This window comes from Stenotrophomonas maltophilia (assembly GCF_002799245.1).
Lineage (GTDB): Bacteria > Pseudomonadota > Gammaproteobacteria > Xanthomonadales > Xanthomonadaceae > Stenotrophomonas > Stenotrophomonas maltophilia_S.
In genome coordinates this window covers 747050-764619 of the sequence record NZ_NEQV01000001.1, presented here as the reverse complement: position 1 = coordinate 764619, position 17570 = coordinate 747050, and the positions used below count along the sequence as shown (strand labels likewise).

The window sequence follows — 17570 nt, the reverse complement described above, 5'->3', positions numbered from 1 at the left end:
TCCTTTTCCCGGCGTTCAGTCATGTGCAGATGGCGCCCAGCCCTTTGCGCCAGCGGTCGGCTCTGCGACCATGACCGTCCCCCACCTCCGGAAGTCTGCAATGAGCCTGTCCGCCGTTTCGCCTGTCCCCGATCCTGCCGCGACCGCTGCTGGCGCTGCCTGGTCGCCGGAGAGCTGGCGTGGCAAGACCGCGCTGCAGATGCCGTCCTACCCGGACCCGGTGGCGCTGGACGCCGCCCTGCACGACCTGAAGCGGCTGCCGCCGCTGGTCACGTCGTGGGAGATCCTGGCGCTGAAGCAGCAGCTGGCCGACGCGCAGGAAGGCAAGCGCTTCCTGTTGCAGGGCGGCGATTGCGCCGAGAACTTCAGCGACTGCGAATCGGGCACCATCTCCAACCGGCTGAAGGTGCTGCTGCAGATGAGCCTGGTGCTGGTGCACGGCCTGCGCCAGCCGGTGATCCGCGTTGGGCGCTTTGCCGGCCAGTACGCCAAGCCGCGTTCGGCCGACACCGAGACCCGCGACGGCGTGACCCTGCCCAGCTACCGCGGTGACGTGATCAATGCACCGGCGTTCACCGAGGCAGCACGCCTGCCGGACCCGAAGCGGATGCTGCAGGCGCACGCGCACTCGGCGATGACCATGAACTTCGTGCGTGCGCTGATCGATGGTGGCTTCGCCGACCTGCACCACCCCGAATACTGGAACCTGGAGTGGGTGCGGCATTCGCCGCTGGCCGCCGAGTACCAGAAGATGGTGGCGTCGATCGGTGATGCGGTGCACTTCATGGAAACCCTCGCCGGGGCCCGCGTGCACAACCTCAACCGCATCGACTTCTACACGTCGCACGAAGCACTGCTGCTGCCCTATGAGCAGGCGTTGACCCGGCAGGTGCCGCGCCAGCAGGGCTGGTTGAACCTGAGCACGCATTACCCGTGGATCGGCATGCGCACCGCCGCGCTCGACGGCGCGCACGTGGAATACCTGCGCGGTGTGCGCAATCCGGTTGCGATCAAGGTGGGCCCGTCGGTGACGCCGGACCAGCTGCTGCGCCTGATCGATGTGCTCAACCCGGATGACGAGCCGGGCCGGCTGAGCTTCATCCACCGCATGGGTGCAGCGCAGATCGCCGAGAAGCTGCCGCCGCTGCTGGACGCGGTCAAGCGCGATGGTCGTCGGGTGCTGTGGGTGTGCGATGCGATGCATGGCAATACCGAAAGCACCGCCAACGGTTTCAAGACACGTCGCTTCGACAACGTGCGCGGCGAAGTGGAGATGTCGTTTGATCTGCATGCAGCCGCAGGCACGCGCCTGGGCGGTGTGCACCTGGAACTGACCGGCGAAGACGTGACCGAATGCACCGGTGGCGCGCGCGAACTGACCGAGCGTGACCTGGAGCGCGCGTATCGTTCGACGGTGGACCCGCGGTTGAACTACGAGCAGTCGCTGGAGATCGCGATGGCGATCGTGCGCAAGCAGGAACAAGTGCGGTAAGGGTTGTTCGGCAGGGCTTGCAGCCCGGCCTCTGACAGATTCCGGCGGCTGTTGGTAGGTGTCGACCTTGGTCGACCCGGTAGATCCACGCCATGCGTGGATGCTTTTGGATTCCAATTCGAAATATTCGATTCCGATGGAGATTCATCCACGCATGGCGTGGATCTACTGCAGATCGCGGAGATCTGTCGAAGGCGGGGTGGGTCCGGTTGCGGGGGCGTGAGCCGCATGGATGCGGCGATCGAGCCTCCATGGACGGATTCACGGCGTCCCCCGCAACCGGACCCACCCCGCCATCCCACAGGAAACCCGCTTCTGCTTCGGCTGTTGCTGTTGCTGTTGCCGTTGCTTCGGCTCGTAGCAGGTGCAGGGCTGCAAGCCCTGCCGACCAACACCCTCCTTACGAACGACTGACGTGACGCTCATGCGCCATGCGCGAGGCTGTCCGCTGCTGTTCGAGTGGAGGTGGCAACGGTGCACTGGGAAAGCGCACAGGCGTATGCATGGCCATTGGGAGTGACGGTGCTGGTGGGCGGCATCGGCGCGTGGTTGATCCTGTGGATCTACCATCGGCTGAAGGGGCGTGACCGCCGGCGCGCGCGCATCGGTCGTGTGCTCGGGTTGCCGATGGCCACTGCATGGCCGCTGCTGCTGCTGATCCCTGCATTGCAGGCCACGCCGTTGCGGGATCCGTTGCTGGGCAACCTGCAGCACGTACTGCACATCGCGCTGACCGCGTGCTTCATCTGGCTGTTGGTGCGCGCGGTGGCAGCGGGTGAGCGCGCGATCCTGCGCAGCCATCCCATCGATGTCGCCGACAATCTTGAAGCGCGTCGCATCCAGACCCAGACGCGGGTGCTCAGCCGCGTGCTGATGGGCGGCATCATCGTGCTCGGCGCGTCGCTGGTGCTGCTGACCTTCCCGATGGTGCAGAAGATCGGCACCGCGCTGCTGGCCTCGGCGGGCCTGATCGGCCTGGTGGCCGGTATCGCCGCCAAGCCGGTGTTCGGCAACCTGATCGCCGGCCTGCAGATCGCGCTGACGCAGCCGATCCGGCTGGATGACGTGGTGATCGTCGAAGGCGAGTGGGGACGCATCGAGGAGATCGGCAGCAGCTATGTGGTGGTGCGCATCTGGGATGAGCGGCGGATGGTGGTACCGCTGACCTGGTTCATCGAGAACCCCTTCCAGAACTGGACGCGGCGCAGTGCCGACCTGCTCGGCACGGCGTTCCTGTGGTTGGACTATCGTGCGCCGATCGCGGCGATACGCACCGAGCTGGAGCGCATCTGCCGTGGTGAAGCGCTGTGGGATGGCCGGGTCTGCGTGACCCAGGTGACCGAGACCAGCGAGCGCGCGATCCAGGTGCGCCTGCTGGTCAGTGCGCGCAGTTCCGGCGATGCCTTCGACCTGCGCTGCCTGGTGCGCGAACGCATGCTCGATTTCCTCGCGCGCGAGCATCCGCAGGCGCTGCCGCAGGTGCGTGCGCGGCTGCAGCACGAGGATGAGCAGGACATGCCGCGCGGTCCGCGCGCGCGCACCGCCGACGTGCGTTCGCCGGGGGCGGAGGATGGTGAGGCGGCCATCGTGGCGGTGGAGCCGGACCCACCCCTGTAGAGCCGAGCCCATGCTCGGCTCGCCTTGGCGGTTGGCGTTGGAAATGCAGCCGAGCGTGGGCTCGGCTCTACAGCGGCGTCGCCGGCCAGCGGCCGGCACTACCGGATCACGGCTCGCCGGCGTCGATCAGGGTGTCGGTGTCGAAGCGCGGTGGTCGCCGCGCGCGGGTGCGCTGTTCGTAGGCGTAGGCCATTTCGATCAGCTTCGGTTCGCTCCAGGCGGTGCCCATGAACAGCAGGCCGACCGGCAGGCCATCGATCTGGCCCATCGGCACGCTGAGGCTGGGGTAGCCGGCCACGGCGGCGGCGCTGTAGCTCTCGCCGGGGAAATCGTCGCCTTCGCTGCGGATCGGCCACGCCACCCCGGTGGTGGGGGCGACCAGGGCGTCGAGCTGGTGGGCGGCGAGGGCGGCGTCGATGCCTTCCGGACCGGCCAGCCGGCGCGCATCGCTGCGCGCGCGGATATAGGCGGCGTCGGCCAGGCCAGCGGTCGCGTCGGCCTCCACCAGCAGTTCCTGGCCGAACAGGCCCAGCTCCTGCTTGCTGTGCGCCTGGTTGAAGGCAATCAGATCGGCCACGCTGCGCAGGGGGGCATGGTGGGTGCTGAAGTAACGCTCCAGTCCGGCCTTGAACTCGTACAGCAGTACCGTGCGTTCGGCCTCGGCCCAGGCGCCCTGGTTGGGCAGTTCCACCGGCACCACGATGGCACCCGCCCGACGCAGCTCGGTGGCGGCCTGTTCGATCAGCGGCGGCATGCCGCGGTACTTCAGCAGCGGTGTCTGCAGCAGGCCGATGCGCTTGCCGCGCAGGCCCTGCGGATCCAGCCGCGCGGTGTAGTCGTATACCGCGCGGCCGGGCATGGTCGCAGTGGCCGGGTCGGCATCGTCGCGGCCGGCGATCGCGGTCAGTACGGCCGCCGCGTCGGCGACGCTGCGGGTCATCGGCCCTGCGGTGTCCTGGCTGAAGGAGATCGGGATGATGCCGTCGCGGCTGACCAGGCCGACGGTCGGCTTGAGACCGACGATGCCATTGATCGCTGCGGGGCAGACGATGCTGCCGTCGGTTTCCGTGCCGATCGCTACGCTGGCCAGGTTGGCGGCGACCGCCACCGCGCTGCCGCTGCTGGAACCGCAGGGCGAGTGGCTGAGGCGATAGGGATTGCGGGTCTGGCCACCGCGCGCGCTCCAGCCGGACACGGAATCGTTGCCGCGGAAATTGGCCCATTCGCTGAGATTGGTCTTGCCCAGCACCACGGCGCCGGCTTCGCGCAGCCGCCGTACCAGATAGGCGTCGTCCGGGCGGAACCCCTGCAGTGCCAGCGAGCCGGCGCTGGTGGCCATCGGCGCGGCGTTGATGTTGTCCTTCAGCAGCACCGGGATGCCGTGCAGCGGGCCGCGCAGGCGTCCATCACGGCGCTCGCGGTCGCGTTCAGCGGCTTCCTTCAGGGCATCGGGGTTGAGCTCGATCACCGCGCGCAGGCGTGGCCCGGCGCGATCCAGGGCGGCGATACGCTGCAGGTACGCCTGGATCAGGGTGGCGCTGTCCAGCTCGCCGGCGGTCATCCGCGCCTGCAGGTCGGCGACATCGGTTTCGGCGTACGGGAACGGCACGTTGCGGCTCGCGGGTTCGGCCGCATGCGCGCTGGACGTGGCCGGGCCGCAGCCAGCCGAAAGCAGCGCAGGCAGCGCGGCAAGCAGGCAGGTCAGCAGAGGCGGCAAGGACGGGCGCATGGGGCGGCTTGGTCGGCTCCAATCCCCAGTGTAGCCGGTGCTCAGCGGTGGCGCTTGCGCAGGTCGCGGGCGAGGACGTAGACCACGATCAGGTTGATCGCCAGGATCGTCCACGACGGCCAGCCGGGGTGGCGGATGATCGCGAAGATGTCGAAGGGCAGGTACAGGGAGGCGGTCAGGCAGCCGAGCCAGGAGGCCCAGGCCTTGGCCCGCCACAGGCCCCAGGCTTCGACCAGGTGCAGCAGGCCGTAGCCGATCATCCCCGCCGCGGCCAGGTGCACCGCGTCGGGGCTGATCATGTGCAGCAGCGAGGGCAGGGTGCCATGGTCCGGATCCAGGCTGAATCGCCGGATCAGGACCATGATGCCGTGCCGCAGCGGCTGCGGTCCGAGCACTTCCAGCCCGGTGGCGGCCAACAGCGCCAGCATCGCCTTGCTCGCTTCGAGCAGGGCGATGACGTGGAGACCCGGATGCCGGTGCGGATCCGGGTTGTAGCCGCTCTGGTTCACGAGGTGCTGGCTCAGCCGCCGCGCGAAGCCTTCTTGCGATCGCTTTCGGTCAGGAACTTCTTGCGCAGACGGATCTCCTTCGGGGTGATCTCGACCAGCTCGTCGTCTTCGATGAAGTCCAGGGCCTGTTCCAGCGAGTACTTGATCGCCGGGGTCAGCTGGATCGCATCGTCCTTGCCCGAAGCGCGCATGTTGGTCAGCGGCTTGGTCTTGATCGCGTTGACGGTCAGGTCGTTGTCCTTGGAGTGGATACCGACCAGCTGGCCTTCATACACGTTGTCGCCTTCAGCAGCGAAGAGCTTGCCGCGCTCCTGCAGCGGGCCCAGCGAGTAGGCCGGGGTGGTACCCGGGGCGTTCGCGATCATCACACCGTTGATGCGCTTGGCGATGGCGCCCTGTTCCTTCGGGCCGTAATGGTCGAACACGTGGAACAGCAGGCCCGAACCCTGGGTCAGGGTCTTGAACTCGTTCTGGAAACCGATCAGGCCACGGGCCGGGATCTGGTACTCCAGACGCACACGGCCCTTGCCGTCCGGTTCCATGTTCTTCAGCTGGCCCTTGCGGGTGCCGAGCTTTTCCATCACGCCGCCCTGGTGCACTTCTTCGATGTCCACCACCAGCTGCTCGATCGGCTCCATCATCTGGCCGTCGATTTCCTTGATGATCACTTCCGGGCGCGACACGGCCAGCTCGTAGCCTTCACGACGCATGTTCTCGATCAGCACCGACAGGTGCAGTTCGCCACGGCCGGAGACCAGGAACTTGTCGGCGTCTTCCAGCTGCTCGACCTTCAGGGCCACGTTGTGGACCTGTTCGCGGTCCAGGCGGTCCTTGATCTGGCGGCTGGTCAGGAACTTGCCACCGGACAGGTCCTTGTTGCCGGCGAACGGCGAGTTGTTGACCTGGAAGGTCATCGAGATGGTCGGCTCGTCGACGGTCAGTGCCGGCAGCGCTTCCGGGTTTTCCGGGTGGCACAGGGTGTCGGAGATGGTCAGCTCCGGAATACCGGAGATGGCCACGATGTCACCGGCTTCGGCAGTGTCCTGCTCGATGCGTTCCAGGCCCAGGAAGCCCAGCACCTGGGCGACCTTGCCGTTGCGCTTCTTGCCTTCACGGTCGATGACGGCGACCTGCATGTTCTTCTTCAGGGTGCCGCGCTGGATGCGGCCGATGCCGATCACGCCCACGAAGTTGTTGTAGTCCAGCTGGCTGATGCGCATCTGGAACGGGCCTTCCGGGTCCACTTCCGGCTTCGGCGCGTGCTGCATGATCGCTTCGTACAGCGGGGTCATGTCGCCGTCGCGCACGGTGTCTTCCAGGCCGGCGTAGCCGTTCAGGGCCGAGGCGTAGACGATCGGGAAGTCCAGCTGCTCATTGGTGGCGCCGAGCTTGTCGAACAGGTCGAAGACCTGGTCGATCACCCACTCCGGACGCGAACCCGGGCGGTCGACCTTGTTGACCACGACGATCGGCTTGAAGCCCATCGCGAAGGCCTTCTGGGTCACGAAGCGGGTCTGCGGCATCGGGCCGTCCATCGCATCGACCAGGATCAGCACGGTGTCGACCATCGACAGGACGCGCTCGACCTCACCGCCGAAGTCGGCGTGGCCGGGGGTGTCGACGATGTTGATCCGGTTCTTGATGCCGGTCTTCTTGTCTTCCCAGGTGATGGCGGTGTTCTTGGCCAGGATGGTGATGCCGCGTTCCTTTTCCTGGTCGTTGCTGTCCATCACGCGCTCGGCGAGGACGGTGCGCTCGGACAGGGTGCCGGACTGCTTCAGCAGCTGGTCGACCAGGGTGGTCTTGCCATGGTCGACGTGGGCGACGATGGCGATGTTGCGAAGATTTTCGATGGACATACGAAAGGGGGCCAGTCGGCGCCGGATTTGGAAAAAGAAGTCCAACATTATACGTCTAACTTGACGATTCGCGAAAAGGTGGATTTCACGCCGGTCAGGGGGCCCCATTCAGCTGGCTGTCCGGCGCCTCGGCCGAGGCCGCCAGCGCCGGTGGCCGGGGGGCCTTCCAGTGGCTGAAGCCAGGCTCTCCACCGATGGTCGAAGGCGCCGCCGCCACGAGGCAGGTGTAAACTAGGTGGCTAGACGCATTCCCCTTTGCATCAAGGATCTTCATGTCCCTCATCGCCACTTTCGACACCACCCAGGGCCCGATCAAGGTCGAGCTGTTCGCCGACAAGGCGCCGCTGACCGTGGCCAACTTCGTGAACCTGGTCAAGCACGGCTTCTATGACGGCCTGATCTTCCACCGCGTGATCGCCGACTTCATGATCCAGGGCGGCTGCCCGCAGGGTCGTGGCACCGGCGGCCCGGGCTACAAGTTCGAAGACGAGAAGAATGGCGTGAAGCACGAGGTCGGCTCGCTGTCGATGGCCAACGCCGGCCCGAACACCAACGGCAGCCAGTTCTTCATCACCCACATCAAGACCGATTGGCTGGACGGCCGCCACACCGTCTTCGGCAAGGTCCTGGAAGGCCAGGCCATCGTCGATTCGGTCAAGCAGGGCGATGTGATCCATTCGATCACCCTGGAAGGCGACGTCGACGCCGTGCTGGCCGCCCAGGCCGAGCGCGTGGCGGAGTGGAACAAGCACCTCGCCGCCTGATCCCCCTTCGAAACGGCCACCCTCGGGTGGCCGTTTCCCCGTTCCCCGCCGCCCGCCCGGCCTGCGTGGCCATGCCCGCGGCGTCCCATCAAACGCTTGCAAGCAAGAGGAAACCCCCATGAAAGCACCCGTTCGTGTTGCCGTGACCGGCGCCGCCGGCCAGATCGGTTATGCCCTGCTGTTCCGCATCGCCTCCGGCGAAATGCTGGGCAAGGACCAGCCGGTCATCCTGCAGCTGCTGGAACTGCCGGTCGACAAGGCCCAGGCCGCCCTGAAGGGCGTGATGATGGAGCTGGAAGACTGCGCCTTCCCGCTGCTGGCCGGCATGGTCGGCACCGATGACGCCGAAGTCGCGTTCAAGGACGCCGACATCGCCCTGCTGGTTGGCGCACGTCCGCGCGGCCCGGGCATGGAGCGCAAGGACCTGCTGCTGGAAAACGCCAAGATCTTCACCGCCCAGGGCGCGGCGCTGAACAAGGTCGCCAGCCGTGACGTGAAGGTGCTGGTGGTCGGCAACCCGGCCAACACCAATGCCTACATCGCCATGAAGTCGGCCCCGGACCTGAAGCCGGAAAACTTCACCGCCATGCTGCGCCTGGACCACAACCGCGCGCTGAGCCAGCTGTCGACCAAGCTCGGCAAGCCGGTTGGTGGCATGGAAAAGCTGGTCGTGTGGGGCAACCACAGCCCGACCATGTACCCGGACTACCGTTTCGCCACCGCCGATGGTGCGTCGATCGCCGATGCGATCAACGACCAGGAATGGAACGCCAACACCTTCATCCCGACCGTGGGCAAGCGCGGCGCGGCGATCATCGAAGCCCGTGGCTCGTCCTCGGCTGCTTCGGCCGCCAACGCTGCCATCGACCACGTGCGTGACTGGGTGCTGGGCAGCAACGGCAAGTGGGTCACCATGGGCGTGCCGTCCGACGGTTCCTACGGCATTCCGGAAGGCGTGATCTTCGGTTTCGCGGTGACCACCGAGAACGGCAAGTACACCCTGGTCAAGGATCTGCCGATCGACGACTTCAGCCAGAAGTACATCGACAAGACCCTGGCCGAGCTGGAAGAAGAGCGCGCCGGCGTCGCCCACCTGCTGGGCTGATGCAGGCGGTACCGGCCCCGGCCGGTACGTCTTCCATCAAGGCAGGTGCCGGCCACTGGTCGGTACGCAGAAGACGGGGAAGCTTCGGCTTCCCCGTTTTCATTTGGAATTCCTGGAACCACATGATCCATCTGCACTACATCGACGACGCGCTGCTGGTGGCCGAGAAGCCCGCCGGCCTGCTGTCCGTGCCCGGCCGCAGTGCCGAGAACCAGGACTGCGTGGTGGCGCGGTTGCAGGCGGTGTATGCCGATGCGCTGACCGTGCACCGCCTGGACCAGGTCACCTCTGGCCTGCTGCTGCATGCGCGTGGCAAGGAGATGCAGGTGGCGCTGTCGATGCAGTTCGAGAAGCGCCAGGTGGGCAAGCGCTATGATGCCGTCGTGCAGGGGCTGCTTGAAGGTGATGCGGGTGAAGTGGACCTGCCGTTGATCGTCGACTGGCCGAACCGGCCGAAGCAGATGATCGACCACCAACGCGGCAAGCCGGCGCTGACGCGCTGGCGCGTGCTGTCGCGTGACATCGCGGCGCAACGTACGCGCGTTGAACTGGAACCGGTCACGGGCCGCAGCCACCAGTTGCGCCTGCACATGGCCAGCCTCGGCCATCCCATCGTCGGTGACGTGCTGTATGACGCCGCACCGGCACAACGGGTGCATCTGCATGCGCGCAGCCTGCGGTTCACGCATCCGCTGACGGGCGAGGCGCTCGCGTTCGAGTCCGCCACTCCCTTCTAGGGGTTCGGCAGGGCTTGCAGCCCCGCCCTCGACAGATTTCTGCGGCTGTTGGTAACTGCGGCCATTGTTCCGCGCGGCTGTTGGTAGGTGTCGACCTTGGTCGACACATCTGTCAGATATCGAATGAAATTCGGGGTCAGATCCGTTTTCCGCAGGAAAACGGATCTGACCCCATAAGCCGTTCCGACAGATCGCGGGAACCTGTCGAAGGCGGGGTGGGTCCGGTTGCGACGTCCCCCGCAACCGGACCCCCCCCGCCATCCCTCGGCAGCCCAGCTTTTGACGTTGACGTTGACGTTGATTCTGCAGGTGCAGGGCTGCAAGCCCTGCAGAACAAACCCACCCCCCTACCAAGGTAGGGCGGCCCGCGCGCCAGCCCCGGACTATGCTCGAACCCATGACTTTGTCTGGGAGGGCTGCGTCATGAACTACGAGGAAACCTACCGTCGCTCGATCGACGAGCCGGAGGCCTTCTGGGGCGAGGAAGCCAAGCGCATCCATTGGCACAAGCCGCCGCAGAAGGTGCTCGATTACAGCACCCCGCCGTTCCGGCGCTGGTTCGTCGGTGGTGAAACCAATCTCTGCTACAACGCCGTCGATCGCCACCTGGCCGAGCGCGCCGACCAGCTCGCGCTGGTGGCCATTTCCACCGAGACCAGCAGTACCCGCGAGATCACCTACCGCCAGCTGTATCGCGAAGTGAACGATTTCGCCGCCGTGCTCAAGCATCTCGGCGTTGGTCATGGCGATCGCGTGGTGATCTACATGCCGAACATGGCCGAAGCCGTGTTCGCGATGCTGGCCTGCGCGCGCATCGGCGCGGTGCACTCGGTGGTGTTCGGTGGCTTTGCCGCGCACAACCTGGCGCTGCGCATCGACGACGCCAAGCCCAAGCTGCTGATCGCGGCCGATGCCGGCATGCGCGGTGGCAAGCTGATTCCATACAAGCCGATGGTCGACGCGGCCTGCGCTGAAGCAGCTTCGCCGCCACCGCATGTGCTGATCGTGTCACGCGGACTGGATGCCGCCGAACCTCGCGTGCCGGGCCGCGATGTGGAGTACGCCAAACTGCGAGCGCAGGTGGGTGAAGTCGATGTGCCGGTGCAATGGCTGGAAGCGAGCGAACCGAGCTACCTGCTGTACACCTCCGGCACCACCGGCAAGCCGAAGGGCGTGCAGCGCGACGTGGGGGGCTACGCGGTGGCGATGGCCCAGTCGATGGAGACCGTGTTCGACTGCAGGCCGGGGCAGGTGATGTTCTCCACCTCCGATGTCGGCTGGGCGGTGGGCCATTCCTACAACGTGTACGGCCCGTTGATCGGCGGCTGCACTTCACTGCTGTACGAAGGGCTGCCGACGAATCCGGACCCGGGCATCTGGTGGGCGCTGTGCGAGCAGTACAACGTGCGCACCATGTTCTCTTCACCCACCGCGATCCGGGTGCTGAAAAAGCACGATGCGGACTTCATCCATCGCCACGACCTGCGTGCGCTGAAGTACCTGTTCCTGGCCGGTGAGCCGCTGGACGAACCAACTGCGCACTGGATCAGCGAAGCGCTGGGCAAGCCGATCATCGACAACTACTGGCAGACCGAAACCGGCTGGCCGGCACTGACCCTGCTGCCGGGCCTGGAGATGAAACCGGTGCGCTTCGGTTCGCCGGGCTTCCCCAACCTCGGTTACCGGATGAAGGTGATCGACGAGAACACCGGCGAGGAAGTGGCACCGGGGCAGAAAGGTGTGCTGGTGGTATCGCCGCCGTTGCCGCCGGGCTGCATGAGCACGGTGTGGAACGACGACAACCGTTTCCTGCAGAGCTACTTCAGCCACTTCAAGGAATTGCTGTACAGCTCGCTGGACTGGGCGATCCGCGACGACGATGGCTACACCTTCATCCTCGGCCGCACCGACGATGTGATCAACGTGGCCGGGCACCGCCTGGGCACACGCGAGATCGAGGAGGCCATTTCCAGTCACCCGCGGGTGGCCGAGGCCGCCGTGATCGGGGTCAAGGATGAGTTGAAGGGGCAGGTGCCGCTGGTGTTCGTCACCCTCAAGCAGGGGCTGGATGGCGAGGATCCGGCGCCGGTGGTGGCCGAGATGATGGCCACGGTGACCACCTCGCTCGGCGCGGTGGCGCGCCCGGCGCACGTGCACGTGGTCAACGCACTGCCCAAGACCCGTTCGGGCAAGCTGCTGCGGCGCTCGTTGCAGGCGTTGGCCGAACAGCGCGATCCGGGTGACCTGTCGACGCTGGACGACCCCAGCGCGCTGGAGGAGATCCGCCGGGCGCTGGGCCGCTGATCGGCTTCTGCAGCCGAGCCCATGCTCGGCTCTGCATGCTTTGCCAAAGCAGCCGAGCATGGGCTCGGCTCTAAAGAAGAGGACGTTGCTGCACCGCAGCTTCCTCCCTGCAACCGGTGCGCTAAGCTCGGCCCCAGGGGAGCGTGCCCGCCAGGGCGCGCCGGCATGGCGCATCGAGGGAGGGGGAGGCAATGGCATTGCTGCACGCCAAGACGGCTGCTGGCCGTCAGGAAATCGAAGACCGTGGCCGGCGCCTGCCGGCGGCTCTGCGTTCGATCCTGCTGATGGTCGACGGCCATCGCGATGACACCGAACTGCGCGGCCTGTTCGAAGGCCTGCGCGCACCACCCGATGCACTGGAGCAGCTGGCCGCGCAGGGCCTGATCGAAGTGATCGGCGGAAGCGCAGAGGTGGCGCCGGTGCATGGCATCAGCACTGGGCGCGAGCAGGACCCGGCGCTGTACCAGCAGTTGTACGACGCAATGAGCGAGGCGGTGCGCCGCCATCTGGGGCTGAAGGGCTACTTCATGCAGTTGAAGATCGAACGCTGCACCGATGCGCTGGCGCTGGAACGCCTGTGCCCGGAACTGCTGGCGGCGGTGGCCAAGGCGCGCAGCCCGGCGCTGGCCCAGCGCTGGTGGCAGGAAACCCGGTCGGCGGTGGCGAACGCTGGCAATGAGGTCGTGCAGGCCTGAGCCACCGCGTAAAGTGATCGGTTCACTTCCCCACAAGGAGTCCCGCGTGCAGGACGACCACGACGACACCGACACCCCTGGCTGGGACGCGATCAATGCGGCGCTGGCGCCGCTGTATGCCGGGCAGGAGCCGCGTCACTATGGCACCGCGCTTCCCTACACGCTCGGGGGCCAGGATCCGCTGGATGGCATCAGCGTGTACTGGGCAGATGCGCCGGTACCGCATTGGCACTACATCACCTACGGCTTCTCCGAGCTGTACGCCAAGGAGAGCAGTGATGCCGCCGCCAGCGGCTATGGTTTCGAGCTGACCTTCCGTCTCGCTGCCGAAGCCGGTGAGCACGCCGGCAGCACGCCGCCAGTGTGGCCGATGAACCTGCTGCAGAACCTGGCGCGCTATGTGTTCGGCAGTGGCAACGTGTTCGAGGATGGCCACCACCTCAACGCCAACGGCCCGATCGCGCTGGAGACCGGCACGCGGCTGTGCCATCTGGCCTTCATTGCCGACCCGCAGTTGCCGGCGCGCGACACCGCCAATGGCAACCTGCAGTTCCTGCAGCTGGTCGGGCTGACCGATGAGGAGATGGAGGCGGTCAAGCGCTGGTCGACACGCGGCGTGCTGCAGGCACTGCAGCCGGCGATGCCGCTGTGGATCAGCGACCTGCACCGCGGCAACCTGCTGGAGGATCCGGCGCTGTCTGCACAGGTGAAGGCCGGCAGCGAGCAGGAGGGCTCCAGCACCGGCATGTTGTTCATCGAGACGCTGGACTGGCGGCAGGAGGCGGGCGTCACCACGCTGGTGCTCGGCGCCGGCCAGGTGGCCAGCGTGTGCGAGCTGCTGCCGCTGCGCCTGCGGCACGGCAAATCGCTGGAACTGGCCAGCCGCGAGCGGCAGTGGGAATTCATTCCGGCCGCGCGCGGTGAAACCGGCAAGCTATCGGCCGACAGCGCGCGCTGGGCATTGGACGAGACGGGCCTGCAGGCGCTGGCAGGGGTGCGCGCGGAGCGCGGGGTCTACCCGTTGGCGGGGGCGCTGCGCATCGAGGTGGTACCGACCTACCTGCGCGATGCCAAGGGTGAAGTGATCCGCCAGATCGGCTGACCAGGCCGATGGAGCCGGTGGGGCCAGAGCCGCCTGCCGTGCAGGCGGATCCGGCCCCGCCGTTCAGGGCGTCAGGCCAGGCCTTCAGCCTTCAGTGCGGCCTGCACGCCGGCATCGGCGTCCATGCGCGCCTTGTAGGCGGCCAGGTTGTCCAGGCCGGACAGGTCGACCTTGGTGCCAGCGGCCCAGCGCAGGGTGATGTAGAAGTACGGGTCGGCGAAGCTGCGGAAGCCGGCCAGCCAGGGCTTGTCGGCCAGCTGCTTGTCGGCGGTCTCGAACAGGCCGCGCAGGCGCTTGTGCGCGGCAGCGCGGATCGCGTCGAACTGGCCTTCGTCGGCAATGAACTTGCCCGGCGAGAACAGCGGCGAGAAGGCCGGATGCACGTCGGAATTGACGAAGGCCAGCCAGCGGGTGGCTTCGGCGCGCTGGCGCGGACTGCCATCGCCGCCGAGGCCGGCCTGCGGGAAACTGTCGGCGATGTAGCCCATGATCGCGGCGTTCTGCAGCAGCACGAAGTCGCCGTCGACCAGCGCGGGAACGGCGCCGGCCGGATTGATCTTGAGGAATTCCGGACCCTTCAGGGTGTCCTTGTTCAGCAGTTCAACCTCGAACGGCTGGCCGGTCCACTGCAGGGCGATGTGGTCGGCGGTGGAACAGGCACCGGGCTTGCTGTACAGCTTCATGGGAACTCCAGGTGATGCGGGCGGGAAACGCCCACTATCCCAGAGCCTGCCGGCGGGCGGCAACGCTGCCGCCAGCACGGATCGTTACGACTGCCGCGGTTTGAGATTCTGCACCTTATAGAAGGTGTGATCGCCGATGGTGGCCACCTGGTAGGCATTGCGCCAGTTCGGGCTGGCGATGGACAGCGCAGCGAAGTGGCTGGCACCGGGCACGATCTCGCGGCGCTCGCCGGCCGGCAGCGCCCAGTTGCGCTCGGCGTCGAAGGCCACGTTCATCGCCTCGCTCCAGGCTGCGTCGTTGCCCAGCTGGGTGCCGGGGGAGACGATGGTCGGCGCGAACTGCTTGCGTGCGGTGACCACCTGGCACATCGAGTCGCCCCACAGGCCACTGTCGAGACGGCGCAGTGCAACCTCGGCGACGGCCTGCTGGCCGCGCAGGGTCTGGTCGCGGGCTTCCAGGTATACGGTGGTGCTCAAACACAGTGAATCAGCGGCCGGCTGTGGCAACAACTGCGACAGCCAGAGAATCCAGGCCAGTTTCATATAACTCCTTGCTCCGTATGGGCCGCACTCTCCGGTTCCGGCCGCGGGGCGACAGGAAGCGGGGTACGACTTGGCGTCATGGGGAGGCGGCCATCGGGGCCGCCCCGTGGGCAGCCCCAAAAGAAACGATCAGTACCGATCGTGGGGGCTGCGCCGGCTCACCGGAAACTGGCTGGTGAGCGGAAAGATGGCGCAAGGTAGGGGGGGATAGCCGAACGCATCGTGAACCGCCCGGCTTGACATTCAGGTTCAACGGGGGTGACGGAAATCACATTCCGCCCCCCATTCAGGCGCTCATCAGAGCGCAGCGGCGACCCGGCTGCCCTGGTCGATGGCGCGTTTTGCATCGAGTTCGGCGGCCACATCGGCACCACCGATCAGCTGCGCGTTGATGCCGGCTGCCTGCAGTTCAGCCTGCAGCACGCGGTTCGGTTCCTGCCCGGCGCAGATCACCACATGGTCGACCGGCAACAGCTGTTCGCTGCCGTCCACGCGGATGCGCAGGCCCTCGTCGTCCACACCGAGGTACTCGACGCCACCGAGCATGCGCACGCCCTTGGCCTTCAGCGTGGCGCGATGGATCCAGCCGGTGGTCTTGCCCAGTCGCGCGCCCGGCTTGCCCGGGCTGCGCTGCAGCAGCCACAGCCGGCGCGGCGACGCCTCAACCTCGGGCCTGGCCAGCGAGCCACGGGCCTGGAAGCTGCTGTCCACGCCCCATTCGGCCATCCAGCGCTGCGGGTCGAGGGAGGGTGACTCCCCCGCGTGGCTGAGGAATTCGCCGACATCGAAGCCGATGCCCCCGGCGCCGATGATCGCCGCATTGGTGCCCACTTCGACCCGGCCCAGCAGCACGTCCAGGTAGCTGACCACCTTGGCGTGGTCGGCACCTGGGAAATCGACCTTGCGCGGGGTGATGCCGGTGGCCAGCACCACCTCGTCGAAGCCGGCCAGCTGGGTGGCATCGGCACGGGTGCCCAGGCGCAGCTGCACGCCGGTCTCAGCCAGCTTGTGGCGGAAATAGCGCAGGGTCTCGTGGAACTCTTCCTTGCCCGGGATGCGCTTGGCCACGTTGAACTGGCCGCCGATTTCGTCGCCGGCATCGAACAGGGTGACCTGGTGGCCACGTTCGGCGGCCACCGTGGCGCAGGCCAGACCCGCCGGGCCGGCACCGACCACGGCCACCTTCTTCGGTGCGGCGGTGGGGCGATAGACCAGCTCGGTCTCGTGTGCGGCGCGCGGATTGACCAGGCAGCTGGCCAGCTTGTTCTCGAACACATGGTCCAGGCAGGCCTGGTTGCAGGCGATGCAGGTGTTGATCGCCTCGGCGCGGCCGGCACGGGCCTTGTTCGGCCACTGCGGGTCGGCCAGCAGCGGGCGGGCCAGCGACACCATGTCGGCGCCGCCATCGGCGAGGATGCGCTCGGCGACGTCGGGCATGTTGATGCGGTTGGTCGCCACCAGCGGCACCTTCACATGCGGCTTGAGCTTGGCGGTGACGCCGGCGAACGCGGCGCGCGGCACCGAGGTGGCAATGGTCGGGATGCGCGCTTCATGCCAGCCGATGCCGGAGTTGATGATCGTCGCACCGGCCGCCTCGATCGCCTGAGCCTGCTGCACGATCTCGTCCCAGTTGCTGCCGTCTTCCACCAGATCGACCAGCGACAGGCGGTAGATGATGATGAAGTCGGGGCCACAGGCCTCGCGGATACGGCGCACGATCTCGACCGCGAAGCGCATGCGCTGGCGTGCGTCACCGCCCCAGGCATCAGTGCGCTTGTTGGTGCGCGGGGCGATGAACTCGTTGATGAGGTAGCCCTCCGAGCCCATTACTTCCACGCCGTCGTAGCCGGCTTCGCGGGCCAGCTTCGCGCTGCGTGCGTAGTCGGCGATATGGCGTTCGACGCCGCCGGCTGACAACGCACGCGGGGTAAACGGGTTGATCGGTGCCTTCAGCTTCGACGGTGCCACCGACAAGGGGTGGTAGGCATAGCGGCCGGCATGCAGCAGCTGCAGGCAGATCTTCGCGCCGTGCTGGTGCGCGGCAGCGGTGAGCTGGCGGTGCGGCCGTACTTCCCAGGGCCAGGACAGCTTGCCGCCGAATGGCTTCAGCCAGCCGACCACGTTCGGTGCGAAGCCGCCGGTGACGATCAGGCCGACGCCGCCCTCGGCGCGCTCGGCGAAGTAGGCCGCCAGCCGCGGGAAGTCGCGGGCGCGATCTTCCAGGCCGGTGTGCATCGAGCCCATCAATACGCGGTTGCGCAGCTGGGTGAAGCCCAGGTCCAGCGGGGCGAACAGATGGGGATAGGCGCTTTCGTTGGCTGGCGACATGGTCGATACGCTTGCGTACGGAAGCGCGAAGCGTGCCGCGAAACGGCGGCCGGGGCAAGGGCCGCCTGGTGGGTAGTGCCGGCCGCTGGCCGGCATTCCAGCC

Annotated in this window: 14 protein-coding genes; 8 read left to right on the top strand and 6 right to left on the bottom strand. The window is 66.8% G+C overall.

The window, feature by feature from the left end:
* The first annotated feature begins 100 nt into the window (after nucleotides 1–100).
* Together B9Y64_RS03650 and B9Y64_RS03640 are read left to right on the top strand one after the other, a co-directional pair.
* Nucleotides 101–1492, top strand: a complete 1392-nt coding sequence (locus B9Y64_RS03650) for a class II 3-deoxy-7-phosphoheptulonate synthase (RefSeq protein ID WP_100439537.1) — start codon at nucleotides 101–103, stop codon at nucleotides 1490–1492.
* A gap of 474 nt (nucleotides 1493–1966) precedes the next feature.
* The gene (locus B9Y64_RS03640) at nucleotides 1967–3109 is read left to right on the top strand and encodes a mechanosensitive ion channel family protein (protein ID WP_100439892.1); all 1143 of its coding nucleotides are present in this window, start codon (nucleotides 1967–1969) and stop codon (nucleotides 3107–3109) included.
* A gap of 106 nt (nucleotides 3110–3215) precedes the next feature.
* Here B9Y64_RS03640 and B9Y64_RS03635 read toward each other — a convergent pair whose 3' ends face one another.
* Genes B9Y64_RS03635 through typA form a run of 3 tightly spaced genes read right to left on the bottom strand, consistent with a single transcriptional unit; the run spans nucleotide 3216 to nucleotide 7206 of the window.
* On the bottom strand, nucleotides 3216–4838 hold the full coding sequence (locus tag B9Y64_RS03635) for an amidase (RefSeq protein WP_100439536.1): 1623 nt from the start codon (nucleotides 4836–4838) through the stop codon (nucleotides 3216–3218).
* A 41-nt stretch (nucleotides 4839–4879) separates the two neighbouring features.
* Nucleotides 4880–5347, bottom strand: a complete 468-nt coding sequence (locus B9Y64_RS03630) for a DUF2127 domain-containing protein (RefSeq protein WP_005415426.1) — start codon at nucleotides 5345–5347, stop codon at nucleotides 4880–4882.
* Between the two features lie 11 nt (nucleotides 5348–5358).
* Nucleotides 5359–7206, bottom strand: coding sequence for a translational GTPase TypA (gene typA / locus B9Y64_RS03625; protein ID WP_100439535.1), 1848 nt, complete (start codon nucleotides 7204–7206; stop codon nucleotides 5359–5361).
* 272 nt (nucleotides 7207–7478) lie between these two features.
* Here typA and B9Y64_RS03620 point away from each other — a divergent pair, with 272 nt between their 5' ends.
* From B9Y64_RS03620 to B9Y64_RS03595, 6 genes are all read left to right on the top strand, one after another.
* Nucleotides 7479–7970 (top strand): peptidylprolyl isomerase, encoded by a 492-nt coding sequence (locus B9Y64_RS03620; RefSeq protein ID WP_004153629.1) that lies wholly within the window; start codon nucleotides 7479–7481, stop codon nucleotides 7968–7970.
* 118 nt (nucleotides 7971–8088) lie between these two features.
* Complete coding sequence (locus B9Y64_RS03615) at nucleotides 8089–9075, top strand: malate dehydrogenase (RefSeq protein WP_004153634.1); 987 nt, start codon at nucleotides 8089–8091, stop codon at nucleotides 9073–9075.
* Nucleotides 9076–9197: 122 nt separating this feature from the next.
* A complete protein-coding gene (locus B9Y64_RS03610; protein WP_100439534.1) occupies nucleotides 9198–9812 on the top strand; it encodes an RluA family pseudouridine synthase in 615 nt (204 codons plus the stop codon).
* Nucleotides 9813–10235: 423 nt separating this feature from the next.
* Nucleotides 10236–12116, top strand: coding sequence for a propionate--CoA ligase (prpE, locus tag B9Y64_RS03605; RefSeq protein WP_100439533.1), 1881 nt, complete (start codon nucleotides 10236–10238; stop codon nucleotides 12114–12116).
* Between the two features lie 191 nt (nucleotides 12117–12307).
* The gene (locus B9Y64_RS03600; RefSeq protein WP_100439532.1) at nucleotides 12308–12811 is read left to right on the top strand and encodes a hypothetical protein; all 504 of its coding nucleotides are present in this window, start codon (nucleotides 12308–12310) and stop codon (nucleotides 12809–12811) included.
* Nucleotides 12812–12857: 46 nt separating this feature from the next.
* A complete protein-coding gene (locus B9Y64_RS03595) occupies nucleotides 12858–13913 on the top strand; it encodes a suppressor of fused domain protein (protein WP_100439531.1) in 1056 nt (351 codons plus the stop codon).
* Between the two features lie 71 nt (nucleotides 13914–13984).
* On the opposite strand, the gene B9Y64_RS03590 is transcribed toward B9Y64_RS03595, so the two are convergent.
* The 3 genes from B9Y64_RS03590 to B9Y64_RS03580 all read right to left on the bottom strand — a co-directional run bounded on the left by B9Y64_RS03590 (nucleotide 13985) and on the right by B9Y64_RS03580 (nucleotide 17467).
* Nucleotides 13985–14596, bottom strand: coding sequence for a glutathione S-transferase N-terminal domain-containing protein (locus B9Y64_RS03590; RefSeq protein ID WP_100439530.1), 612 nt, complete (start codon nucleotides 14594–14596; stop codon nucleotides 13985–13987).
* An 84-nt stretch (nucleotides 14597–14680) separates the two neighbouring features.
* Nucleotides 14681–15139, bottom strand: a complete 459-nt coding sequence (locus tag B9Y64_RS03585) for a cell wall hydrolase (protein WP_004154513.1) — start codon at nucleotides 15137–15139, stop codon at nucleotides 14681–14683.
* 297 nt (nucleotides 15140–15436) lie between these two features.
* Nucleotides 15437–17467 carry an NADPH-dependent 2,4-dienoyl-CoA reductase gene (locus B9Y64_RS03580; RefSeq protein WP_100439529.1) on the bottom strand — a complete coding sequence of 677 codons (2031 nt, stop codon included), beginning with the start codon at nucleotides 17465–17467 and terminating at the stop codon, nucleotides 15437–15439.
* Nucleotides 17468–17570 lie beyond the last annotated feature (103 nt).